Below are 23,451 nucleotides of genomic sequence, written 5' to 3'. Positions count from 1 at the left end.
GCCGGTCGGAACGGCGGGAGGCGGGGTGGCCGGGCTAGGCAAATTCTTCCTCCCCGCGGCCGTCCCGTTTTTCGCGCGGTGTGCCGGCGGTTTCGGTGTCGTCGGGCGGAAGCTTGCAGAAGCGTTCCACCACGAGGCCCACCACAATCATGACAATCCCCCCGCCGCCCAGGGCGATCATGTTCCAGATGGGGCCGAGCTCACCGCGCAGCGGAATGGTGGGGAGCTGGTCCACCAGGATGCCCAGGTGCCAGCCAAGCAGCACGGCCCCGGCATAGGCGCAGGCCTGCGCCAGCACCAGGGTGCGTGCAGCGATCAGGGGGTCCAGGACCCGGTCGCGGTGCCCGTCGCGCCAATGCCGGACCTTGAAGCCCAAAATCAGGCAGACCAGCACGATCAGCCCCATCGTGGCCAGCGAGCTCAGGGGCAGCACCGGCAGGGGCAGGCTGGCACGCGAGGTCAGTTCCGTGGTGGTCCACCCGGCCACGCCCAGGACCGCCGTCGCCACCACCAGCCATGCAGGCCGGATGGTCCGCATTGTGCTCCTCATGATTGCCTCACCCGTTCCTTGCGTTTACGTGTGCTACCTCAACCGTACAGTTTATTCGACACGGCGGGACAGGGAGTGGGAACGCAGGTTTTCAGGCCGGCCGTCCCTCGTCCACGGGGTCCAGGCCGGCGTGCCCAATCCCGGGCATGTCGGCGGCCGCGGCGGCCAGTTCCGCCACGGAACGGCCCGCCAGGGTGGCCCCGGGGTCCATGAGCGACCACGGGTACAGCACAAACGCCCGCCCTGCGGCCCGCGGGTGCGGCAGGGTCAGTTCCGGGTCCGCGCTTTCCACGTCGTCGTAGGTGATGATGTCCACGTCCAGCGTCCGCGCACCCCAGCGCACCTTCCGTTCGCGGTGGTGGGCAAGCTCCACGGCCTGGCAGTGCGCCAGCAGTTCCAGGGGTTCAAGGGTGGTGTCGACGGCGATCACCATGTTCAAAAAATCCGGCTGGCCCCCGGGCCCGCCGACGGGCTTGGTGGAGACCACCGGCGAGACGTCGACAAGGCGCACCTCGGGGCGGTCAACGAGCTCGCCGACAGCGGCCGAGAGTGTGCCCTGCCGCTCGCCCAGGTTGCTCCCGAGGGCCAGGATGGCCCTGGTCAGGGGGCGCTGGAGCGTCATGCCCTGCTCCGAAACACGTTGATTTCCACGTCGCCAAAGGGCACCTGGATGGGCGCCTTGGGCTTGTGGACGGTGACCTCCACGGCCTCGACAATGGCAAACCCTGCCAGGATCGCCTCGGCGGTGCGCACGGCCAGGGTCTCGATCAAATCGAAGGACTCCCCGCGGATCATCGCGGCAATGGTTTCCGCCACGGCACCGTAGTCGGCCGTCTCGGCGAGGTTGTCAGTGGCTGCGGCCGCGGAAACATCCGTGTGCAGGACGGCGTCCACCACGAAGGGCTGGCCGTCGCGCTTCTCGTGCCCGAACACGCCGTGGTAGCCAATCGCGGTGATGCCCGTCAGGGTGATGGTGTCCGGGCGGCTCACAGGGAGGCCCGCGCCGGCTCGGGCCGTGCCTGCCCTGCCGCAGCCTGCCCTGCTGCAGCCTGCCCTTCCGGGGATTCCCCTTCCGCAGCCCGGGCGGCGAGGCGCGCCTCGCGGTTCCGCTTGCCGGTGAGCATGCGGGCGGCGACCTTGGCAGCGTCAAGGCTGGCGCCGACGTCGTGCACGCGGACCCCCCAGATGCCCTGGGCTGCGGCAAGCGCCGTGGTGGCGGACGTCGCGTCGTCGCGCTCCTTGGGGGCGGCGGCCTTGCCGGCCGTGGTCAGCAGGGAGCCGAGGAAGCGCTTGCGGGACGTGCCCACCAGAACCCGGTTGCCCATGGCCACAACCCGGTCCAGGTTGGCCAGCAGTTCCCAGTTTTGGTCGGCGTTCTTGGAGAAGCCGACGCCCGGGTCCACAATGATTTTTTCGGGTTTGACGCCGGCCGCGTAAAAGCGTTCGCGCACCTCGGCGAGCTCGCGCACCACGTCCCCGACGACGTCGTCGTACCGGGTCAGCGAATCCATGTGCCGTGAGTCGCCGCGGCTGTGCATGAGCACATACGGCACCTGGCGTTCGGCGATCAGCGCAATCATGTCCGGGTGGACGTTGGTGCCGGAGACGTCGTTGATCAGGCCGGCGCCGGCGTCAATCGCGGCGGCGGCCGTGGAGGCGTGGCGGGTGTCGACGCTGACCAGGGCACCGGCCTTGGCCAGGGCCTCGACCACGGGCAGGATGCGGCGCTGTTCCTCGGCCTCGTCCACGTCCTCCGCGCCGGGCCGGGTCGACTCGCCGCCGACGTCGATGATGTCCGCGCCGCCATAGAACATGCGCAGGCCGTGGGAAATGGCCGTGTCAAGGGAGTTGTATTCACCGCCGTCGCTGAAGGAGTCGGGCGTGCAGTTCAGGATGCCCATCACCACGGTGCGGTCGGTGGGCAGGCGGTCGAACGTCGCCACGGAGGTGCGTGCGCGAAGCACGGGCAGCGGCGAGGTGGCCGGGCCCGTGCCGGGGGCGGCTGCGAGGGAATCCATAGGTGTTACCTTCCGAGAATCAGGCTCATGGCCTCGGCCCGGGTGGCGGGCTCGTGGAGCAGGCCGCGGACCGCGCTGGTGACGGTCTTGGCCCCTGGCTTGCGCACGCCCCGCATGGACATGCACATGTGTTCACATTCAATGACGACGATGGCGCCGCGCGGCTTGAGGTGTTCCACCAGCGAATCGGCGATCTGGCTGGTGAGGCGTTCCTGCACCTGGGGGCGCCGGGCGTAAATGTCCACGAGCCGTGCCAGCTTGCTCAGCCCGGTCACCCGGCCGTCCGACGACGGGATGTACCCGACGTGCGCGCTGCCGTGGAACGGCACCAGGTGGTGCTCGCAGGTGGAGTAGAAGGGGATGTCCTTCACCAGCACCATCTCCTCATGGGAGATGTCGAAGGTGGTGCCCAGGACTTCCGCCGGGTCCTGGTGCAGGCCTGCAAACACTTCCGCGTAGGCCTTGGCAACACGCAGGGGCGTGTCTTCGAGCCCGCTGCGGTCAGGGTCCTCCCCCACGGCCAGCAGGATCTCACGGACCGCCGCGGCAATGCGCGGCAGGTCCATGTGCCCGCCTTGTCCGTCCCCGGGGGTCCCTGGTTCGGCCCCCGGGGTGCCGGGTGCCGCGAAGTTGGGTTCGTCGTCGAAAATGGTCACGGGTGAGATCTTATCCGCAATCAGTGGCGGCCGGGGAGCTGTTCGCCGTCGCCCTTGCCCAGGTCGATGCCCGGCATGCGGCCCGGCGCGTCGACGTCGCCCTGCAAATGGGCGCCGGCGAGCTGCTCCTGCGGGGACAGCGAATCCGGGGCCGGCTCGCCGGCGGCCAGGGCGTCGCGGCGCTCCTTCTCGGTGACCACGGGGGGCACGTCGGAGACCGGGCGGGAGTCCTTGGACAGCCACACCTCGCGCACCGGCGGGCGGCGGAGGTCGGCAAAGATCGTGGCGATTTCGGCCTGGTTCAGGGTCTCGCGCTCCAGCAGTTCCAGGGCCAGCCGGTCCAGGACGTCGCGGTTGGCGATCAGGACCTCGTAGGCGTCGTCATGGGCCCGGTCGATGAGCTTGCGGATCTCGTCGTCAACGATGGAGGCCACGGACTCGGAGTAGTCGCGGTCGTGCCCGGCGCTGGCGCCCAGGAACGGCTCGCCCTGCCCTGCGCCCAGCTTTACCGCGCCAATGCGCTCGCTCATGCCGTACTGCGTGACCATGGCGCGGGCGGTGCCGGTGGCCTTTTCGATGTCGTTGGAGGCACCGGTGGAGGGGTCGTGGAACACGATTTCCTCCGCGACGCGCCCGCCCATGGCGTAGGCCATCTGGTCGAGCAGTTCGTTGCGGGTCACCGAGTACTTGTCATCCTCAGGCACCACCATGGTGTAGCCCAGGGCGCGGCCGCGGGGCAGGATGGTGATCTTCGTGACGGGGGCCGTGTTGTGCATGGCCGCCGCCACCAGGGCGTGTCCGCCTTCGTGGTAGGCGGTGATCTTGCGCTCAAGTTCCTTCATGACGCGGGTGCGCTTCTGCGGCCCGGCCATGACGCGGTCAATGGACTCGTCCAGGGCGCGGTCGTCAATGAGCTGGGCGTTGGAGCGGGCCGTAAGCAGCGCGGCCTCGTTGAGCACGTTGGCCAGGTCGGCGCCGGTGTAACCTGGCGTCTTTTTGGCCACGGCGTTCAGGTCGACGCCGGGCGCCATGGGCTTGCCCTTGGAGTGGACCTTCAGGATCTGTTCGCGGCCCAGGCGGTCCGGGGCCTCCACGGGGATCTGCCGGTCGAAGCGGCCGGGACGCAGCAGGGCCGGGTCAAGGACGTCCGGGCGGTTGGTGGCGGCAATCAGGATGACGTTGGTCTTGACGTCAAAGCCGTCCATTTCCACAAGCAGCTGGTTGAGCGTCTGCTCGCGTTCGTCGTTGCCGCCGCCGATGCCGGCGCCGCGGTGGCGGCCGACGGCGTCGATCTCGTCAACAAAGATGATGGCCGGGGAGTTGGCCTTGGCCTGCTCGAAGAGGTCGCGGACACGGGAGGCGCCCACGCCGACGAACATTTCCACGAAGTCCGAACCGGAGATTGAATAAAACGGCACGCCGGCCTCGCCGGCCACGGCGCGGGCCAGCAGGGTCTTGCCGGTCCCGGGAGGGCCGTACAGCAGCACGCCCTTGGGGATCTTGGCACCCACGGCGGCAAACTTGCCTGGGTCCTGCAGGAATTCCTTGATTTCGTGGAGTTCCTCCACGGCCTCGTCGGCGCCGGCCACGTCGGTGAACGTGACCTGCGGGTGGTCCTTGGTGATGAGCTTGGCCTTGGACTTGCCAAATTGCATGACCTTGGAGCCGCCGCCCTGCATGCGCGAGAACAGGAACCAGAAGATCAGGCCGATGAGCACAAACGGGATCAGCAGGGACAGCATGCTGGACCAGAAGTTGTTCGACGCCGGCTGGTCGTCAAAGGACGTCAGGCCGGCGTTGTCAATCGCGGCCACCAGCGTGGGGGCACGGTAGCTGCCGTACCAGAACTGCACGTCCTTGCCGGCCTTGGTGCCGTTGGGGGTCGTGTAGTCGCTCTTGAGGACCAGGTCCACGCGGCCTTCGGACCCAAAGACCTTCGCGGAGGCCACCTGGTCGTTCTTGAGCAGCGTCAGGCCCTCGGAGGTGTCGATCTTGGTCTGGCCGCCGCCGGACAACGTGGCCAGGGCGGCGCCAATGAGCACAACCACCACAATGATCCAGATGAAGGGACCCTTGAAGAGTTTTTTGACTTTCATGTGTTCTGAGGCTGCGCCCCGTCCCTCCTGCTCAAGCAATTGGCAAAAACTTTTGTGCACGGCCACCTGCCCGCGCTACCAAGCATTGCACCGTTCCTATGTCAACACGCACGGGAAGGCTTAATAGTTCCCTCAGGGCATAACAAATTCCCCCGGCGGCGGCAAGGTGGCCCCGCCGGTCGTCATGCGCCGGTAAAGGCTACTCGTAAATGTGCGGGGCGAGGGTGCCGATGAAGTCCAGGTTGCGGTACTTCTCGGCAAAGTCCAGGCCGTAGCCCACCACAAACTCGCTGGGGATCTCATAGCCGACGTACTTCACGTCGATCTCAACCTTTGCGGCGTCGGGCTTGCGCAGCAGCGTGCAGATTTCCACCGAGGCCGGGCCGCGGGAGATCAGGTTGGCCTTGAGCCAGGACAGGGTCAGGCCGGAGTCGATGATGTCCTCCACGATCAGCACGTGCTTGCCCATGAGGTCCGTTTCCAGGTCCTTGAGGATGCGCACCACGCCGGAGGACTGCGTGCCGGAGCCGTAGGAGGACACCGCCATCCAGTCCATGGTCACGTGGCTGTGCAACGCACGGGAGAGGTCGGCCATGACCATGACGGCGCCCTTGAGCACGCCGACCAGCAGCACGTCGCGGCCCTCGTAGTCCGCGTCGATCAGTGCGGCCAGTTCGGCAACGCGGCTTTGGATTTGTTCCTTGGTGTAAAGAACATGCTTGAGATCGGCTTGGACGTCTTGTGAATCCACCAACGGCTCCTGTTTGTGAAGGAATGTGTAACTGGTTTGGTGCAGCGGCAATGCTTGTGCACTGCCTCAACGAATTACCTGCTGCGTCTAAAGACTAGCTTCCCATAGCCGTGCCCCTCGTGGGGAACGGCGGCGCTGCGGGAAAGGCGCCAGGCGCTGACCTTCCCGGCCATTTGCACAGGCCCGGCAGATCCCCGGCGCGCCAGCAGGGCCTCTGCCGCACCCAGGCGTTCCTGGCTGGGCTGATATCCCCCCAGTGCGACGACGGCCCTCGCCAACACCCTCATCCTCAGGGCCGGGGCCAGTTCCCGGAGCGCGTCTTCGGCCAGGCTGACCTCCTCGGGCCAGTCCGCGCCGGCGGGCGCCAGCTGCGCGATCCGGGCGAACTCGTCCCCGGCGAGCGCGTCCAGGAAGTCGGCGTCGTGGCCCAGGATGCCGGCGGTGCGGGCCAGCGACTCGGTGACGCCCGGTCCCAGCTCGGCGGCCAGGAACGGCAGCACGGTGTGCCGCACGCGCACCCGCAGGTAGGCGGGGTCGCTGTTGGCCGGATCGTGCCAGGGCTCCAGCCCCAGCGCGTTGCATATGGCCAAGGTCTCATCGCGGCGCAGTTTCAGGAACGGCCGGGCGTACAGCCCGCGGCGTTCGCGCATGCCGGCCAGGGAGCGTGTGCCGGAGCCGCGGGCCAGGCCCAGCAGCACGGATTCGGCCTGGTCGTCAAGGGTGTGCCCCAGCAGGACGGTTTCGGCCCCGAGCTCCCGGGCCGCCGCGTCCAGGGCGGTGAAGCGGGCGGCGCGGGCCGCAGCCTCGGGGCCGCCGCCGTCGTGCTCCACGTCCACGGTGCGCACCTGGACGGGGTCAAGGCCCAGGCCGCGCAGGGTTTCCGCCGTCCGCCCGGCCACGTCCGCGCTGCCCGGCTGCATCTGGTGGTCCACCACCACGGCGCCGACGCGGACCTCCCCGCGGGTGGCGAAGAACGCGGCGACGGCGGCCAGGGCCAGCGAGTCCGGGCCGCCGCTGCAGCCCACCAGCACCAGGGGCGGGTTGTCCACGGGATGGTGCTTGCCGGTGGTGGACAGGCCCAGCAGCCCGCCGACCAGGGTGCGGGCCTTGCCCACGGTGGGGTCCAGGCGCCGGCGGGGGCGGATGTTTGCCTCCGCCACCTACAGGCCCATCCGCTCGACCCAGAGGCGGGCATTGTGGATTTCGGTCTCGGTGGGCAGGTTTTCCGCCTGCGCCCAAACGGTGTTGAAGCCTTCCATGCCGGCCACCGCCACCACGTCGCGGACAAACTTGGCGCCGTCGCTGTATTGGCGCATCTTGGCATCCAGGCCCATCAGGTTCCGGATGAACTTCTCCAGCATGCCCCGGTCGCGGCCGCGGTTGTTGAAGCGCTGGCGGATGGTGCGCACGGTGGGCACAATGGTCTGGTCCACGCCGTCCATGACCACGTTGGCGTGGCCTTCCAGGAGGCTCATGACGGCCGTGACGTGGGAGAGTGCGGCCTTTTCCGCCGGGTCCTGCAGGAGGTCCAGGACGGCGCCGCGGCTGGGCCCGTCCGGTGCGGCCCTTTTGCCGCCCAGGGACCTGCTGCCCAGGGACTTGACGGCCTGCAGCATCTTCTCGCCGAGCTTGTCGCTGTCCCCTACCAGGAGACCGCCGAGCTTTTCAATTTCCGCGAGCATGTGGTGGCGCAGCCAGGGTGCGGCCGCAAACTGCACGCGGTGGGTTTGTTCGTGCAGGCACACCCAGAGGCGGAAGTCGTCCGGATCCACCTTGAGGTCGCGCTCCACGGTGATGATGTTGGGTGCCACGAGCAGCAGGCGGCCGCCGCTGGCGGCCGCCGTGGCCCCCTGCCCGGCATTTCCGGGCGCCGTCCCGGAAGCGCCCAGGGCGGCGAAGGGATCGTACTGTCCCAGGACCTTGCTGGAGAGGAAGGCCAGCACGGCGCCGAGCTGGGCGCCGGTCACGGTGGCCCCCCCCGCCGCGGTGTTCTTGCCTGCCGCCGCCTGCTTGGCCGCGAGCAGGGACATGATCGGGTCCATCATGACGGCGAAGCTCTGCGTGTTGGCCTTTGCCCAGGACGCCCGGTCCACCACCAGCACCTCGGAGTCCCGGAGGTCGCGGGCGGCTTCGAGCTTGCTGATCTCGTGCACGTGCGGCACGGACCTTTCCGCCATGAGCCGCAGGTTTTCCACGGCCGCGCCAATTTCGCGGCTGCCCAGCGCCGGGCCCGCCGGTGCCAGGTTTGCCGCCGTCCTGGCGGCCAGCTCCCAGTTGACGAGGGACGACGGCTTGCTTCCGGAGGGGGTCCCCCGGCCCGCGGGGGTCGGGCTGCCCTCGGGGGCGGAAGGGGCGGACTGTGCGCTGCTGTGCGGGCTCATGTCCACCATGAGATCACACTTCCCTGTGGCGGGGCGGTCAGCTGGCGGCGAGGGCGGCGGCCGCGGCGTCGATGGCGGGGATGGCGGAGGCCGGGCCGCCGTCGAGCTGGTTGCCCATGAGGGAGAAGGCCAGCAGGCGCCCCTGTGCGTTGACCACATAGCCGGACAGCGTTGAGACCCGGTTCAGGGTGCCCGTCTTGGCATGGAGCACGCCCGCGGCGGCCACCGTGTCGGCTGCGCTGAAGCGGCCGCCCAGGGTGCCCGTCAGGCCGGCGACGGGCAGGCCTTCCAGCGCCTGTCCCGCATCCGAGCCGGCATGGGCCAGCAGGTGGGAGACCACCTGCACCAGCTGGTGGGCGCTGATCAGGTCGGCCCCGGCCAGGCCGCAGTTGTCCACCGTGACGACGCCGGGCAGCGGCAGGCCCAGCCGGGCGAGGACGCTGCGGACGGCGGCGACGGATCCGGTGTTGTCCGCCGCCCGGCCTTCCTTCACGGCCACCAGCCGGCCCATGACCTCGGCCATGTAGTTGTCCGATTCGGTCAGCAGGTACTGCACCTGCCGGGCCACCGTGGCTGAGCTGACGGAGGCAAGCACGGCCGGGGATGTGGTGGCGGCGGGCGTCCTGGTGATGGCTCCGGCCACCTCGACGCCGGCATCCTTCAGGGCGGCGGAAAAGGCGACGGCCACGGCCAGGGCGGAGTCCTGCGGCCGCGGCCCGTCCGCCCCCGCTGACGTCCGGCCGGCATAAAGGGCCATCGGGTAGACCGGGGCGATCTCACCGGCGTTCACGTCGCCGGGGTCCCAGGCCGGGTTCAGCGCGGGGCCGGTGAAAAGGTGGTCGTCGATGCGCAGTGTCACGGGGCCCTTGACCCCGCCGGCGGCCAGTGCGGCGGCAGTCTTGGCGGCCAGGGTTGCCAGGCCGGCGTGGCCCATGACGGCGGTGGGATCGCTCCTGCCCTCGGACAGCATGGAGTCCCCGCCGGCCCGGAGGATGATCACATTTGGCTCGTCGCCGGCCACCACGGAGGTTTGCAGCCGCGTGCCGGCTCCCAGCACGGTCAACGCGGCCGTGGCCGTGAGCAGTTTCAGGTTGGAGGCCGGGGTGCGGGCACTGTCGCCGTCCTTGGAGTACAGCACCGTGCCGCTCGCGGCATCCGTGACATACGCGCTGAACTGGCCGGCGTTGCCCAGGGCCAATGCCGCATCCATGGCCTTCCCCAGCTTCGCCGGGTCCGGCAGGGGCGCAGTGGCGGGGAGCGGGGCCACGCCGGGAAGCGTGGACAGCGAGGTGGGGGCCAGCTGTGCGGCCGGCGCGGGCGCGGCGGCCGTCTTCCCCGGCAGCAGGGCGGGGGCCAGGTTCACGCCGGCAGGCACGGTGACTGCGGCCAGGGCCAGGATGAGCAATGCGCTCGTCAGGGCTTTGGACGTGCGTCCCATGTCTTAGGTGTTCCTTCGCGGCAGCGGGCCCGGCAATGGCTCAACGGTGCCGCCGGGCAGGTGAAGTCCCGGCCGGATGACGCGGGCGGGGATCGGCAGGGTTTCAGTGAAGCAAAATCCGCCTATATCCTCATACAGAGGCAAGTTTACGCGATCGGCCGCGCCCGGCCGCGCCACCACGGCACTGCCGACCACATGATGAGGAGCACCCCATGAAGCACGACGTCACCATTGAGATCCCCCGCGGATCACGCGTGAAGTACGAGGTTGACCACGAAACCGGCCGCGTCCGCCTGGACCGCGTGCTGTTCACCTCCATGCAGTACCCCACCCACTACGGCTTCTTCGACAACACGCTCGGCGAGGACGGCGACCCGCTGGACGCCCTGGTCTGGTACCCCGACGTGGACCTGTTCCCCGGGATCGTGCTGGACGCGCGCCCCATCGCCATCTTCAACATGGAGGACGAGTCCGGCGGGGACGCCAAGCTCGTGTGCGTGCCGGCCGACAAGCGCTTCGACCACATCCAGGAAGCCAGCGACCTGGACCCGTTCCTGATCAAGGAGATCGAGCACTTCTTCACCACCTATAAGGACCTGGAGCCCGGCAAGTGGGTCAAGGCCGACGGCTGGGCCGACCGCGCCGCCGCCGAGGCGGAGCTGGAAGCCTCCATCAAGCGCTTCGGGTCCGAAGGGCACTAAAACGTTCGACGGCGGCGCCCCGCTAGGCGAGCAGGCTGCGCAGGACGGCGGCTGCGCCGTCGTCGTACACGGAGTCGGTGACCTCGTTGGCTGCGGCCAGCACGTCCGCCGCGGCCTGGCCCATGGCCACGCCGCGGCCGGCCCAGCGGAGCATGTCAATGTCGTTGGAACCGTCACCCACCGCCACGGTCAGGCCCGGGTCGATGCCCATCCCGGCCCGCAGCTTTTCCAGCGCGGTGGCCTTGGTGACGCCGTAGGCGGCGATGTCCAGCCAGGCGCTCCAGCCCACGGCGTAGGCGACGCCGTGCAGCCCGGCGGCGGCGATGGCTGCGGAAAAATCCTCGGTGCTGGCTTCCGCGCTGTTGACCACCACGCGCACGGCCCGGGCGTCCAGCAGGTGGTTGAAATCCACGCCGCGGGCCTCGATGCCGAAGCTGGCGTCCTGGAAGCGGGAGGTGGAGAGGAAGTTGCCCTCGCCGTCCTCCAGGGCAAAGCGGGCCCCCGGAATCTTCTCACGCAGCGTGGTCAGGGCGGCGCGCGGGCTGAAGGTGACCCGTTCGACCACCTCGTAGCCGCGGTCCAGGGCGGGGTCCAGGCGGACGGTCACGCCTCCGTTGGAGCACACGCCGTAGCCGCGGACCATCCCGATCTGTTCCACCACGGGGAGCATGGCACCCAGGGAGCGGCCGGTGGCGATCACCACTTCGTGGCCGGCGTCCACCACGGCCGTGGCGGCGTCCCGGACGGCGGCGGTCATGGTGCCGTCGTGGTCCACGAGGGTCCCGTCAACGTCAAGGGCCACGAGATGGCGGCGGGTGCTTGCTGCAGGGGCCGAAGCTGCGGATTCCTGGTCATCGATGCCAGGGACGGCTGTCATTGCTGTCATTGTCATGCTTCCAGTGAAGCAGACCGCCCTGCCTGGAACCTAGGAGCGGGCCCACATGTGCCGTGAACGCCGGGTGAACTTTACAGGACGGGGAACACTTCCATCCCGCCCAGGTATGGCCGCAGCGCCGCCGGAACCGTGACGGAGCCGTCCGCGTTTTGGTGGTGCTCCAGGATGGCCACAATCCAGCGCGTCGTCGCCAGGGTGCCGTTGAGCGTGGCCACCGGCCGGGTGCCGCCCTTGGTGCCGTCGTCGTGCATGACACGCTCGCGGATGTTCAGCCGGCGGGCCTGGTAGGTGGTGCAGTTGGAGGTCGAGGTCAGTTCGCGGTAGTTGTTCTGCGTGGGCACCCAGGCCTCGCAGTCGAACTTGCGGGCCGCGGAGCCGCCGAGGTCGCCGGCGGCCGTGTCAATGACACGGTAGGGCAGCTCGACCTTGGCCAGCATTTCCTCTTCCCAGGCCAGCAGGCGCAGGTGTTCCTCCGCGGCCTTTTCCGGGGTGGTGTAGACGAACATTTCCACCTTGTTGAACTGGTGGACCCGGATGATCCCGCGGGTGTCCTTGCCGTGCGAGCCGGCCTCGCGGCGGTAGCAGGAGGACCAGCCCGCATAGCGGATGGGTTCATTGACGTCGATGATCTCGTTGCCGTGGTAGCCGGCCAGGGCCACCTCGGAGGTGCCCACCAGGTAGAGGTCGTCGTCGGCCAGGCGGTAGATCTCGGCGTCGTGCTGGACGTCAAAGCCGGTGCCGGCCATGGTTTCGGGCAGCACCAGGGTGGGGGTGATCATGGGCGTGAAGCCGGCGGCGATGGCCTGGTCCATGGCCATCTGCAGCAGCGCCATTTCCAGCCGGGCCCCCACGCCCTTCAGGAAGTAGAACCGCGAGCCGGAGACCTTGGCGCCGCGTTCCATGTCGATGGCGCCAATCAGCTCACCGATCTCCAGGTGGTCGCGGGGCTCGAAGTCGGGGAATTCTCGGGGCGTGCCCACCTTCCTGACCGTGACGAAGTCGTCCTCGCCGCCTTCCGGGACGCCGTCGGAGACGAGGTTGGGCAGTGCCCGCACCAGCCGGTCCGCCTCGGCGGCAGCCTCGTCGGAGGCGGCTGCGGCGGCCTTGACGCGCACGGCCAGTCCCTTGACGTCGGCCAGCAGTGCCTGCTTCTCCTCGCCCTTGGCCTGGGCCACCTTCTTGCCGTACAGGTTTTGCTCCGCCCGGAGGGCCTCATAGGCGCTGATCGCGGACTTGCGGGCGGCATCGGCGGCAATGATGTCATCCACCACGGACGGTTCGTCTCCGCGGGCACTTTGGCTGGCGCGGTATTTGGCAGGATTTTCGCAGAGGTCTCTTACATCGATCACGCCCTAAGCCTATCCAATCAAGACAAACCAAACGGCTAAGGTTAGAGAATCATGCCAACTGGAGTCCTCATCATCGTCATCGTGGCCGCCGTCCTGCTCGCCGCCGGCTTCAGCTGGCTGGGGGTCCGCAAGCTGGCACAAAACCACACGCGCAGCGCCGTGGCCGAGCCCCCGCACAAAATCCATGCCGCAGCGCAGAGGGTGGCCTTCATCTACAACCCGACCAAGGGCGGGGCCGCCGCCGCCAAGACGCTGCTGCTGCGCTCCACCACCTTGGCCGGCTGGCCGGAGCCGCTGTTCCTGGAGACCACCGCCGCGGACCCGGGCCACGCCATGGCGCGGCAGGCGCTGGCGGCCAAGTCCGACGTCGTCATTGTGGGCGGCGGGGACGGCACCGTGCGCGCCGTGGGCCAGGAACTGCGGCACACCGAAGTCCCCCTGGCCGTGATCCCGCTGGGCACCGGAAACCTGCTGGCCCGCAACCTTGACCTGGATGTCAACGACGTGGCCGCGAACGTCCAGGTTGCCCTGTTCGGGCACCAGCGGCACATCGACGCCGGCCTGATGGAGATTGAGGACCATGTCACCGGCTCCGTCTCCCAGCATTCCTTCATGGTCATCGCCGGGCTGGGCCTGGACGCCGAGGTCATGAATGACACGAATTCAAAGCTGAAGGAGTCGGTGGGCTGGCTGGCCTACAGCGAGGCCGGACTGCGCCACATGGCCGGACGGCGCAAAAAGGTCAGCATCGCCCTGGACGACCAGCCGGCGCAGCAGCGCAAGGTCCGCTCCGTGCTCTTTGCCAACTGCGGGCTGCTGCCCGGCGGCATCGACTTTGTGCCGGCTGCACTCATTGACGACGGCGTGCTGGACGTGGTGGTCATCAGCCCGCGCAGCGCGATCGGCTGGGTGGCGATGGTCGGCAAGATCGTGTTCCAGCACAAGAACCGGCTGCCGGTCATTGACTTTTACCGGTCCAGGAAGCTGGTGATCCGCACCGTGATGCCGGTGGAGACGCAGGTGGACGGCGACCCGTGCGGAACGGCCACGGTGGTCAGGGTCGGCGTCGAGCACAAGGCGGTGCTGGTGCGCGTGGCCGCCCCCGACAACCCCGCCTAGCTTCCGGACTGCGTGGCTTCCGGAGGGCGTTGAACTGCCTGCGCGGCGGCTAGTCCTCGATGAGGCGGTCCGCCTCTTCCTGGCGCAGCGACTGCTCCCGGACCAGGCGTGCTTCTTCTTCGGGGCGGTGCGACTGTTCCATGATCAGGCGCTGCTCTTCGTCAAAGCGCAACTCGTTGGCGTTGTCGCCCTCGTCGCCCACTGACGTGTCGCGGCCTTCATCCCTGCCAGGGTTGACGATGGTGCCGTCCTGGCTGCTGTCCTTGATCCCGTGGGTGTCCATGGCTCCCGGCCCCTTTCTGTTGCCTCGCCTGCTCCGCATGCTTGGCGGATACCCACAGCATAGGCTTGCGGGACGCCGGCGGGAAGAAGCCGCACCGGATCAGCCCAGCAGCGCCTCCACCCAGGCTGCCGCGTCGGCAAAGGCGGTGTCGGCGTTGTACGGCCGGATGAACGGCGGCTGCCGGTCCGCCCGCGGGTACGACCCCAAAAACCGCAGCTCAGGGCTGACCCGGTGCAGGCCGCGCAGGGCGTCGGCCACGCGGGCGTCGCGGATGTGGCCGTCCACGTCCACACTGAAAATGTAGTGGCCCAGGAACTGGCCGGTGGGGCGCGACTCAATCCTGCTGAGGTTCACGCCGCGGCTGGCGAACTGCTCCAGGATTTCCATCAGCGCACCCGGCCGGTCCTCGGGGAGCGGGATGGCCACCGTGGTCTTGTCCGCGCCGGTGGGTTCGGGCAGTTCCCCGGGCGGGCCCACCAGGACAAAGCGGGTGACGGCGCCGATGTTGTCCTCAATGCCGGCCGCCAGGATGGCCAGGCCGGTCTGTTCGGCCACGAGCGGCGCGCAGACGGCCGCCTGGAAGGCGGCGCCGCTGCCGAGGAGTTCATGGGCGGCCGCGGCCGTCGAGTTGGCCGGGACGTGGACGGCGTCGGGCAGGTGGTCCTGGAACCAGTTCCGGGTCTGTGCCCAGGCATGCGGGTGGGTCCCCACGTGCGTGATGTCCTGCAGGGAGACCCCCGACGGGGCCACGAGGACAAAGCTGACGGGCACCACCACCTCGTGCAGGATCCGCAGCTCCACACCGTTGGAAATGGCATCCAGCGTGGCCGGCACGCCGCCTTCGATCGAGTTTTCAATGGGCAGCATGGCCGCTCGGGCCACGCCCGTGCGGACCTTGGCAAGGGCGTCGGCGGCGTTGGTGGCCGGGACCCTTTCGGCTTCCGCGGCGCCTGGCACCTGCAGGAGCGCAGACTCGGTAAACGTGCCGCCGGGCCCCAGGAAGGTGTAGGGCAGGGGTGAGCTGCCGGTCATGGTGTTCATCGAAGTCGACGTCTTTCTGCTGTGCCGGTCGGCGGGTGGTTAGAGGACGCGGGGTGTTTCGCCGTTTTCGCTGGTCATGGGCTTGCCGGCCTCAAACCAGGCACCCATGCCGCCCACCACGTTGAACGCGCTGTAGCCGTTCTCCGTCAGCCAGGTGGTGGCACGGAAGGAACGCCCGCCGGTGCGGCAGATGACGTTGACGTCCACATCGGGGTCCAGGCTGTCCAGGCGCTCCGGAAGCTGTTCCATGGGGATGTGGACGGCACCGTCAATGTGCCCGGCCTCCCACTCGTAGTCTTCGCGGACATCCAAGATCACGGCGTCCCCCGGAAGCTCCTCCACAGTGACGTTCATGATGTCTGACATGGCTTTACTCCTGAATATTGGCGGGTGCACTGCGATTAAGCTTAACGCTCTGTGCCGTCCAACGCCCGGCGCCGTCCGCGGCGCTTAAATCCTTGAGGCCGCGGAGGACCAGGTGTCCCCGGTGGTGGAGGCGCCGTCAAACGTGGCCACCACGTATATCAGGAACGCGTAGATCCCCAGATAGATCAGCAGGGCCAGGTAGTTGGTGACCAGGCCCGTGATGGAGAAGGGGCGGCCCTGCGGGCTTTCCCGGGACAGTGCGATGTGGCCCAGGACGATCCCGACAATTTGGGGAATGATGAGCCAGCCCGCAATGAACAGGGACGCCAGGCCGATGATCATGCTGGACAGGCTCAGCCCGCGGGGGCCGCTGCCGGCATCCACGTAGCCGGGCGCGCCCTGGTAATGGGCAGGCGGACCGTACTGGGGCTGGGAGAACTGCACCTGGGCCGGTGCGCCGTAGGGGTTCTGGCCGTAGCCCTGCTGGCCGTAGGGTTGCCGGCCGGGCTGCGCAACGTAGTCGGGCGGCCCGTAGGCCGGAGGCGTTCCGGAATACGGCTGCGGCTGTTCCGGCTGGTTGGACAAGGCTGGCTCCTGCTGTGTTCCGGGCCTCCGGGAGGGAGGCAGGTAAACTCATCGATTCCTGCCCTCCATCGTAGTGCAGGCACGTGCGCGGCCCCTGTGGGGCATGCCGGCCGCGCCGCCGGGGCCGCCCTGCGCACCCGCCGCGGCAGCCGGCTGGAGATGCTCCGGCGTCCATACTGTGACGAATGGATGCGCCGGGACTGCCTCCTCTGGCATGCTGGGACCATGGCTAGCCGCGCGGGCACACTTGCCCTCCCCCAGGACCTTGTTGACCTCACGTCGTTGTTGGACGCCTACTATGACATTTCCCCCGACCTGGGCGATCCAGGGCAGCGCGTGGCGTTCGGCACCTCCGGGCACCGCGGCTCGTCGCTGAAGGCTTCCTTCAACGAGGGCCACATCGCCGCCATCACCCAGGCCATTGTGGAATACCGTGCGGGGCAGGGCATCACCGGCCCGCTGTTCATGGGCAAGGACACCCACGCGCTCAGCGAGCCGGCACAAAACACGGCGCTGGAGGTGCTCGCGGGCAACGGCGTGCAGGTGCTCATCGACGCCCGCCACGCCTTCACCCCCACCCCGGCCGTCTCGCATGCGATCCTGAGCTACAACGCGGGCCGGACCGACGCCGTCGCGGACGGCATCGTGGTGACCCCGTCCCACAACCCGCCCGGCGACGGCGGCTTCAAATACAACCCCCCGCACGGCGGGCCGGCGGACTCCGACGCGACGGGCTGGATCGCCAACCGCGCCAACGAGCTGCTGGAGGCCGGGCTGCGCGGCGTCCGGCGCGTGCCGCTGGCTGATGCCTTGAACGTATCCACGACGGGCAAGTTCGACTTCCTCTCCGGCTACGTCGATGACCTTCCCTCCGTCCTGGACCTGGACGCCATCCGCACCGCCGGCGTGCGCATCGGCGCCGATCCCATGGGCGGGGCGTCGGTGGACTACTGGGGCGAGATCGGCGAGCGCCACCACCTGGACCTGACCGTGGTCAACCCGACCGTGGACCCGCAGTGGGCGTTCATGACGCTGGACTGGGATGAGAAGATCCGCATGGACTGCTCCTCGCCGTCGGCCATGGCGTCCCTCATCAACAAGCTCGAGTCCGGCGCGCCGTACGACGTCGCCACCGGGAACGACGCCGACGCCGACCGGCACGGCATCGTGACCCCGGATGCGGGCCTGATGAACCCCAACCACTACCTGGCCGTGGCCATCCAGTACCTGTACACGCACCGCCCCCAGTGGCCCGCCACCGCGGGCGTGGGCAAGACCCTGGTGTCCTCCTCCATTATTGACCGGGTGGCCGCCGACCTGGGCCGCCGGCTCGTGGAGGTGCCCGTGGGCTTCAAGTGGTTTGTGCCCGGCCTGCTCTCCGGCGAGGGCGTGTTTGGCGGGGAGGAATCCGCCGGCGCCTCCTTCGTGAAGAAGGACGGCTCGGTCTGGACCACGGACAAGGACGGCATCCTGCTGGCCCTGCTCGCCTCGGAAATCACCGCCGTCACGGGCAAGTCCCCCTCGGCGCACTATGGTGAGCTGACCGCCCGCTTCGGGGCGCCGTCGTACGCGCGCATCGACGCGGCCGCCACCCGGGAGCAAAAGGCAGCGCTGGGCAGGCTGTCCGCCACCGACGTCACGGCCACCACCCTGGCCGGCGAGGACATCACGGCCAAGCTGACCGAGGCCCCCGGCAACGGGGCGGCCATCGGCGGGCTGAAGGTGACCACGGACAGCGCCTGGTTTGCCGCCCGCCCCTCCGGCACCGAGGACGTGTACAAGATCTATGCCGAGTCCTTCAAGGGCCCGGAGCACCTGGCGCAGGTCCAGGCCGAGGCAAAGGCGCTCGTGGACGGCGTCATCGCCTGACAGGGGCACCCTCGCCGGGTAATTTCGCCGGGGCACCCTCGCCCGGCACTGCCCCTAATCCGCCGGGCCGAGCGTCTCCTTGATTTTGGCGGCGGCAAAACCGAATGCCTGGCGCAGCGTCGTCTTCGGCGGCAGTGAGACCTCGTCCGGGTTGGTAAGGATGTCCAGCAGCACCGGGCCGGGGTGGGCCAGGGCCGCGCTGATGGCGGCGTCCAGTTCCTCCGCCGCCTCGACCCGGACCGCGTGCAGGCCGCAGGAACCGGCCACCGCGGCCAGGTCGGGGTTGTGCAGAACGGTCCCGAACTCGGGCAGCCCCACCTCCTCCTGCTCCAGCTTCACCATGCCCAGCCGGCCGTTGTTGAACACCACGAGCTTCACGGGGAGGTCGTAGGCCACTGCCGTGAGCAGGTCCCCGAGCAGCATGGTCAGCCCGCCGTCCCCGCAAAAGGCCACGACCTGCCGGGACTTGTCCAGCGCGGCTGCGCCCAGCGCCTGGGGCATGGCGTTGGCCATGGAGCCGAGGTTGTAGGAGCCCAGCAGCCGCCGGTCCCCGTCCATGGCGACGAAGCGGGAGAGCCAGACCGTGGACATGCCGGTGTCGGAGGTGAAAATGGCGTCCTGGTCCGCATGGGCGTTGACGGCGGCGGCCACAGCTTCGGGCCGGATCCGCTCCTGCGGGTTGTCCACCGCGGCGCGGAGCCTTCCCGTCAGCGTCGCTTCGTAGCCCGGCGCCGCAAGCCGCGCCTGTTCCGCCGTCCAATCGACGTACTTCCTGCGGGCGCCGGCCAGGTGGCCCCCGTCCCGGCCGTCGCGCAGCAAGGGAAGCAGGAGGTCCAGCGCCAGGGCGGCGTCGCCCACCACCCCGTGGTCCACGTTGATGCGTGCTCCGATGTTCTCCCCGCGCACGTCAAGCTGGACCACCACCTTGCCTTCGGGCAGCCACTCCCGGTATGGGAAGTCCGTGCCCACCATCAGCAGCACGTCGCAGGAGTCCAGGGCATGCAGGGCGGCCGGGTTGCCGATCAGCCCGCTCTGGCCCACCTGGAAGTCATTGTCCTTCTCCAGGCCCTCCTTGGCCTTGAGGGTCAGCACCATGGGTGCCTGGAGGGCCCTGGCGGCGGCCAGCACCTGGGTCCGCGCCTCCCTGGCGCCCATGCCCACCAGCATGGTGACCGCCCCGGCGCCGTTGAGTGCCTGCGCGGCGACGGCGACGGCATCCGGCTCCGGGGACTGCCGCCGCCGGACATCCACAAAGTGCGGCCGCACGTCGGAGTCCGCCGGCTGGGAGCCGATGTCCCCGGGGATGCTCAGCACCGCGACGCCGGACAGGGTGCGGGCGGCGTTGACCGCCTGTTCGAGCAGGTAGGGCAGCTGCCCGGGACTGGTCACCGTCTTGCAAAACACTGCGACGTCGGCAAAGAGCTGATCGTTGTTGACTTCCTGGAAGAAGCCGCTGCCGATTTCCGCGCTGGGCACCTGGCCGCAGATGGCCAGCACGGGCGTGCGCGACTTCTTTGCGTCGTACAGGCCGTTCAGGAGGTGGATGGATCCGGGCCCCACCGTGCCCATGCAGACGCCGAGCACGCCGGAGAGCTGGGACTGGGCACCGGCGGCAAAGGCGGCCGCCTCCTCGTGCCGGACCCCTATCCATTCCAGCCGCTCTTCCGTCCGGATGGCGTCCGTAAGCGGGTTCAGCGCATCCCCCACCACGCCCCAGACCTGCCGGACGCCCAGGTCCGCGAGCGCAGTGACGATCATGCCGGCAAGAGTGCCCATTGTCTTCTCCCTGGTTGGACGTGGCCGCACGGCGGTGGAGCGGCCGGTGGATTTCTAGCTGCGTGGGAACGAGTCGGCGCTGGCAGCGGCCCAGTCCTGCGCCCAGTCCTGCGGCGGCTCGTGCAGGAGCTCGCCCGGCTCCAGCCAGTTGTACAGTTCCGCATATGACTGGGTGTTCATGTGGCCTATCCGGCGCCGGAGCATGGCCGGCGACAGCTCCGAGAAGTTGTGCACGCCCATCGAGGCGGCCATGCGCAGCGCCTCGCTGACGGTGGCGTGCTGGTAGCGCTGGACCCGGTGGCTTTTATCCTCGACGTCCAGGGCTGATGCCCGGCGCGGGTCCTGGGTGGCGACACCGACCGGGCACTGGTTGGTGTGGCACCGCTGGGACTGGATGCAGCCGGTCGCCATCATCATGGCCCGGGCGGCGTTCGTGTAGTCCGCACCCTGGATGACGCGCTTGATGATGTCGGTGCCCGTGGCGACCTTGCCGGAGGCACCGATGCGGATGCGGTCCCGCAGCCCGGTGCCCACCAGCGCATTGTGGACCAGCATGAGCCCCTCGGTCAGGGGCGTGCCCACGTGGTCTTCATATTCCAGGGGTGCAGCCCCCGTGCCGCCTTCGGAGCCGTCCACGATGATGAAGTCCGGTGTGATACCTTCTGCGGCCATGGCCTTGCAGATGCCCAGGAACTCACTGCGGGCCCCGACGCACAGCTTGAATCCCACCGGCTTTCCCTGGCCCAGGGTGCGCATCCTGGCCATGAACAGGACCAGCTCCCGCGGCGTGGAGAACACCTTGTGGGAGGCGGGGCTGACACATTTTTCGCCTTGGGGGACGCCGCGGGCCTGCGCAATTTCGGCGGTGACCTTCCCGGCCGGAAGCACCCCGCCGATGCCGGGCTTCGCGCCCTGGCTCAGCTTCAGGCTCAGGCACCGCACGGACGGGTGGGCCGCCTTGTCCGCATACATGTCCGGATCGAAGTCGCCCTGCCTGGTCCGTGCCCCAAAGTAGCCGCTGCCGATTTCCCACACCAGGTGCCCGCCGTGGCGCAGGTGGTAGTCGGTGAGGCCGCCTTCCCCGGTGTCGTGGGCGAAGCCGCCCATCGCGGCGCCCTTGTTCAAGGCCAGCAGCGCGTTGGCGGACAGCGCGCCAAAGCTCATGGCGGAAACGTTCAGCAGCGCCATGTCGTAGGGCTGCGTGCAGTCGGGCCCGCCGATCCGGACCCGGGGCTGGTGCTCCGGAGGCTCCAGCGGCGCCGTGCTGTGCACCAGATATTCATAGCCGACGGCGTTGACGTCCCGTTCCGTGCCGAACGCCTTCTCCTGGTTGGTGCCCTTGGCCCGCTCATAGATCAGGGAGCGGGTGTCCCTGTCATAAGGTCGGCCGTCAAAGTTGCGCTCGATGAAGTACTGCTGCATCTCGGGCCGGATGTATTCGAGCATGAAGCGCATGTGTCCCAGGACGGGGTAGTTGCGCAACACCGAATGCCGCTTCTGCACCACGTCGTGGATTGCCACCAGCAGCAGGAACAGCAGGACGGCCACCGCCACCCACCACCCCGCTCCCGTGAACCAGGCCAGCGCCACGGCGGCAAGCGTGAGGAAAGCCAGTGCACACAACATTGTGATCCGCAACATGGGGCCATGCTACTCCCCGGTTGCTCCCCCGCCTCGTACGTCGGCCGGGGACCCCTGCACCGTGGGCCCACCCGGCAACACCTTCCCTGCGTCAGTGGTGCGTGCCGGGCTCGTGTTCGGCGTGTCCCAGGGGCTCCAGCTGGAACGTGGAGTGCTCCACGCTGACGTCAAAGTGGCCGGCGACGCAGTGCTGGAGGGAATCGAGCATGGCGGCGGCGTGCCCGTCGTGGAAGCATTCGGGATCCACCACCACGTGGGCGGAGAGCACCGGCAGGCCCGTGGCGATCTGGCTGGCATGCAGGTCGTGGACCTCACGGACATGGTCCAGTTCCAGGATGTGTTCGCGCACCTTGGCCAGGTCCAGCCCGGCGGGGGTGGACTCGAGCAGGACGCCGATGGTTTCCAGCAGCAGCTTCACGGCGCGCGGCAGGATCAGCACGCCGATGAGCATGGCCACGACGGCGTCGGCCTGCATCCAGCCGGTGGCCGCGATGACAGCCGCCGCCACGATGACCGCCACCGAACCCAGTGCGTCGTTGAGCACCTCCAGGAACGCCGCCCGCATGTTGAAGTTCCGGCTGCGCCCGCCCAGCAGCACAAACAGCGAAATCAGGTTTCCCACCAGGCCGATCGCACCGAAAACCAGCATTTCCCGGGAGGCGATGTCCGCCGGATGGAACAGCCGCTGCACCCCTTCCACCAGCACCACCAGGCCGACGGCGAGCAACACCGCGGCCTGTGCCGTTGCGGCCAGCACTTCGGCACGGGCAAAGCCCCAGGTGCGCCGGTTCGTGGACGGCCTGGCCATCAGGCGGGCAGCCAGCAGCGCCATGGCCAGCCCGCCGGCGTCGGTCAGCACGTGGGCGGAGTCGAACAGCAGGGCCAGCGAACCCGTCAGCAGCGCACCGATGAGCTGCAAGGCAAAGACGGCCAAGGTCACGCCCAGCGCAACGGCGATGCGGCCCTGGTGGGTTTCCCCGGGGGCCCCGCCGTGGCTGTGTCCATGCGAATGGCTGTGTCCTGACATGCCACCATAGTACATCTTCCAATGAATCCATCAAAGGGTGTACCATAATGAGAATGAAGCCCATTAGCAACGCTGCCGTGCTGGCCAGGTTTGGCTATGCCATTTCCGACCCCACCAGGGCGCAGATCCTCATGGAGCTGGCCCACGCACCGAACTATCCGGCGGCCCTCGCGGACAAGCTGGAGGTCTCGCGCCAAAGCATGTCCAACCACCTCTCCTGCCTGCGCGACTGCGGCCTGGCCGTGGCCGTCCAGGAGGGGCGCCGGTCCCGCTACGAACTGGCCCACCCGGCGCTCGCCCATGCACTCAACGACCTGCTCGGCGTCGTGCTCCAAGCCAGCGAGGGCCACCTGCCCCACCCGTAGTTGCGGCGCCCGCTTCCGGGCCCGTGGTAGATCGGTACGGGCATGCACGCTCAGAGGATCAAGCCGCACGGGACGTCGTTGCCCCGGATGCAACCAGTCCCCGCAAGGGGAGGCTAAACACGACACTCAAAACCATGACCGGACTCTCCCAGTGGATACGCCCGAGCATCCACCCGTGACCAAGACCTCACAACTCAAAAGAAGGCCCTGACCGCCCCCGGGGTGCCACCGGAGGTGACTTTCACCGGCCATGGCCTCACCGGTGCGGGGATGCCCTGGCCGTCACCAAGCCCGACCGCCTGGCCCGGTCGTTGCGCAATGCAAAGGGCATCGTCGATGGGCCCACCCGCCGCGAGGCCAGGATCCGCATCGGCGGCCCTGTCAACGACCCCACCGTTCCCGTGGGCCTCCTCCTTTTCAACGTCCTTGGCGTCAATTTCCGCACCGATCCTGCCCGGACCCCATTTCCGGCAGGGGCGCCGGGGCCGATATCCTTGTCCGTGGCCGCGCACCTGTTCTGCGCACACACCACACACTGGGAAGG

General features: G+C 68.6%; 23 protein-coding genes. 4 read left to right on the top strand and 19 right to left on the bottom strand.

Annotated elements, in window-relative coordinates:
• Positions 1-34: 34 nt before the first annotated feature.
• From G6035_RS06825 to dacB, 10 genes are all read right to left on the bottom strand, one after another.
• Positions 35-550, bottom strand: a complete 516-nt coding sequence (locus tag G6035_RS06825) for a DUF3180 domain-containing protein (protein WP_256127790.1) — start codon at positions 548-550, stop codon at positions 35-37.
• A gap of 91 nt (positions 551-641) precedes the next feature.
• Positions 642-1,172 (bottom strand): 2-amino-4-hydroxy-6-hydroxymethyldihydropteridine diphosphokinase, encoded by a 531-nt coding sequence (folK, locus tag G6035_RS06820; RefSeq protein WP_176616319.1) that lies wholly within the window; start codon positions 1,170-1,172, stop codon positions 642-644.
• Positions 1,169-1,540 carry a dihydroneopterin aldolase gene (gene folB, locus G6035_RS06815; RefSeq protein WP_176616318.1) on the bottom strand — a complete coding sequence of 124 codons (372 nt, stop codon included), beginning with the start codon at positions 1,538-1,540 and terminating at the stop codon, positions 1,169-1,171. Before folB ends, folK begins: the two co-directional genes overlap by 4 nt.
• On the bottom strand, positions 1,537-2,568 hold the full coding sequence (folP, locus tag G6035_RS06810; RefSeq protein WP_176616317.1) for a dihydropteroate synthase: 1,032 nt from the start codon (positions 2,566-2,568) through the stop codon (positions 1,537-1,539). The genes folB and folP overlap by 4 nt, the downstream gene beginning before the upstream one ends.
• 5 nt (positions 2,569-2,573) lie before the next feature.
• A complete protein-coding gene (folE, locus tag G6035_RS06805; protein ID WP_176616342.1) occupies positions 2,574-3,134 on the bottom strand; it encodes a GTP cyclohydrolase I FolE in 561 nt (186 codons plus the stop codon).
• A gap of 110 nt (positions 3,135-3,244) precedes the next feature.
• Positions 3,245-5,320 (bottom strand): ATP-dependent zinc metalloprotease FtsH, encoded by a 2,076-nt coding sequence (gene ftsH / locus G6035_RS06800; RefSeq protein ID WP_176616316.1) that lies wholly within the window; start codon positions 5,318-5,320, stop codon positions 3,245-3,247.
• Between the two features lie 199 nt (positions 5,321-5,519).
• Positions 5,520-6,071 carry a hypoxanthine phosphoribosyltransferase gene (hpt, locus tag G6035_RS06795; protein ID WP_113716478.1) on the bottom strand — a complete coding sequence of 184 codons (552 nt, stop codon included), beginning with the start codon at positions 6,069-6,071 and terminating at the stop codon, positions 5,520-5,522.
• 74 nt (positions 6,072-6,145) lie between these two features.
• Positions 6,146-7,231, bottom strand: coding sequence for a tRNA lysidine(34) synthetase TilS (gene tilS, locus G6035_RS06790; RefSeq protein WP_371130892.1), 1,086 nt, complete (start codon positions 7,229-7,231; stop codon positions 6,146-6,148).
• Positions 7,232-8,452: a zinc-dependent metalloprotease gene (locus G6035_RS06785; protein WP_176616315.1), complete on the bottom strand. Its 1,221-nt coding sequence runs from the start codon at positions 8,450-8,452 to the stop codon at positions 7,232-7,234.
• A gap of 37 nt (positions 8,453-8,489) precedes the next feature.
• Positions 8,490-9,890 carry a D-alanyl-D-alanine carboxypeptidase/D-alanyl-D-alanine-endopeptidase gene (gene dacB / locus G6035_RS06780; protein ID WP_176616314.1) on the bottom strand — a complete coding sequence of 467 codons (1,401 nt, stop codon included), beginning with the start codon at positions 9,888-9,890 and terminating at the stop codon, positions 8,490-8,492.
• Between the two features lie 212 nt (positions 9,891-10,102).
• Between dacB and G6035_RS06775 the strand changes: the two genes are divergently transcribed.
• Positions 10,103-10,591 carry an inorganic diphosphatase gene (locus G6035_RS06775; protein ID WP_176616313.1) on the top strand — a complete coding sequence of 163 codons (489 nt, stop codon included), beginning with the start codon at positions 10,103-10,105 and terminating at the stop codon, positions 10,589-10,591.
• Positions 10,592-10,613: 22 nt separating this feature from the next.
• On the opposite strand, the gene G6035_RS06770 is transcribed toward G6035_RS06775, so the two are convergent.
• Together G6035_RS06770 and serS are read right to left on the bottom strand one after the other, a co-directional pair.
• Entirely contained in the window at positions 10,614-11,483 is an 870-nt protein-coding gene (locus G6035_RS06770) for an HAD family hydrolase (RefSeq protein ID WP_176616312.1), read from the bottom strand.
• Between the two features lie 74 nt (positions 11,484-11,557).
• Positions 11,558-12,835: a serine--tRNA ligase gene (gene serS / locus G6035_RS06765; RefSeq protein WP_176616311.1), complete on the bottom strand. Its 1,278-nt coding sequence runs from the start codon at positions 12,833-12,835 to the stop codon at positions 11,558-11,560.
• 51 nt (positions 12,836-12,886) lie between these two features.
• On the opposite strand from serS, the gene G6035_RS06760 reads away from it, so the two are divergent.
• A complete protein-coding gene (locus G6035_RS06760) occupies positions 12,887-13,954 on the top strand; it encodes a diacylglycerol kinase family protein (protein ID WP_176616310.1) in 1,068 nt (355 codons plus the stop codon).
• 49 nt (positions 13,955-14,003) lie between these two features.
• Here G6035_RS06760 and G6035_RS06755 read toward each other — a convergent pair whose 3' ends face one another.
• The 4 genes from G6035_RS06755 to G6035_RS06740 form a co-directional block, all read right to left on the bottom strand.
• Positions 14,004-14,237, bottom strand: coding sequence for a hypothetical protein (locus G6035_RS06755; RefSeq protein ID WP_176616309.1), 234 nt, complete (start codon positions 14,235-14,237; stop codon positions 14,004-14,006).
• A 99-nt stretch (positions 14,238-14,336) separates the two neighbouring features.
• Positions 14,337-15,269 (bottom strand): prephenate dehydratase, encoded by a 933-nt coding sequence (gene pheA, locus G6035_RS06750; RefSeq protein WP_176616340.1) that lies wholly within the window; start codon positions 15,267-15,269, stop codon positions 14,337-14,339.
• A gap of 48 nt (positions 15,270-15,317) precedes the next feature.
• Positions 15,318-15,644 (bottom strand): rhodanese-like domain-containing protein, encoded by a 327-nt coding sequence (locus G6035_RS06745; protein WP_176616308.1) that lies wholly within the window; start codon positions 15,642-15,644, stop codon positions 15,318-15,320.
• Between the two features lie 84 nt (positions 15,645-15,728).
• Positions 15,729-16,229 (bottom strand): DUF4190 domain-containing protein, encoded by a 501-nt coding sequence (locus G6035_RS06740; protein ID WP_176616307.1) that lies wholly within the window; start codon positions 16,227-16,229, stop codon positions 15,729-15,731.
• Between the two features lie 225 nt (positions 16,230-16,454).
• Between G6035_RS06740 and pgm the strand changes: the two genes are divergently transcribed.
• A complete protein-coding gene (pgm, locus tag G6035_RS06735) occupies positions 16,455-18,098 on the top strand; it encodes a phosphoglucomutase (alpha-D-glucose-1,6-bisphosphate-dependent) (RefSeq protein WP_176616306.1) in 1,644 nt (547 codons plus the stop codon).
• 54 nt (positions 18,099-18,152) lie between these two features.
• Here pgm and G6035_RS06730 read toward each other — a convergent pair whose 3' ends face one another.
• The 3 genes from G6035_RS06730 to G6035_RS06720 form a co-directional block, all read right to left on the bottom strand.
• Complete coding sequence (locus G6035_RS06730; RefSeq protein WP_176616305.1) at positions 18,153-19,874, bottom strand: thiamine pyrophosphate-dependent enzyme; 1,722 nt, start codon at positions 19,872-19,874, stop codon at positions 18,153-18,155.
• A gap of 54 nt (positions 19,875-19,928) precedes the next feature.
• On the bottom strand, positions 19,929-21,515 hold the full coding sequence (locus tag G6035_RS06725) for an FMN-binding glutamate synthase family protein (protein ID WP_176616304.1): 1,587 nt from the start codon (positions 21,513-21,515) through the stop codon (positions 19,929-19,931).
• Positions 21,516-21,606: 91 nt separating this feature from the next.
• Positions 21,607-22,542, bottom strand: coding sequence for a cation diffusion facilitator family transporter (locus G6035_RS06720; RefSeq protein ID WP_176616303.1), 936 nt, complete (start codon positions 22,540-22,542; stop codon positions 21,607-21,609).
• 53 nt (positions 22,543-22,595) lie between these two features.
• Between G6035_RS06720 and G6035_RS06715 the strand changes: the two genes are divergently transcribed.
• Positions 22,596-22,907: a helix-turn-helix transcriptional regulator gene (locus tag G6035_RS06715; RefSeq protein ID WP_113716468.1), complete on the top strand. Its 312-nt coding sequence runs from the start codon at positions 22,596-22,598 to the stop codon at positions 22,905-22,907.
• Positions 22,908-23,451 lie beyond the last annotated feature (544 nt).

The organism is Arthrobacter sp. SDTb3-6 (assembly GCF_013376095.1).
GTDB lineage: Bacteria > Actinomycetota > Actinomycetes > Actinomycetales > Micrococcaceae > Specibacter.
The sequence above is the reverse complement of the archived record's forward strand: the minus strand, read 5'-3'. Positions and strand labels throughout refer to the sequence as shown.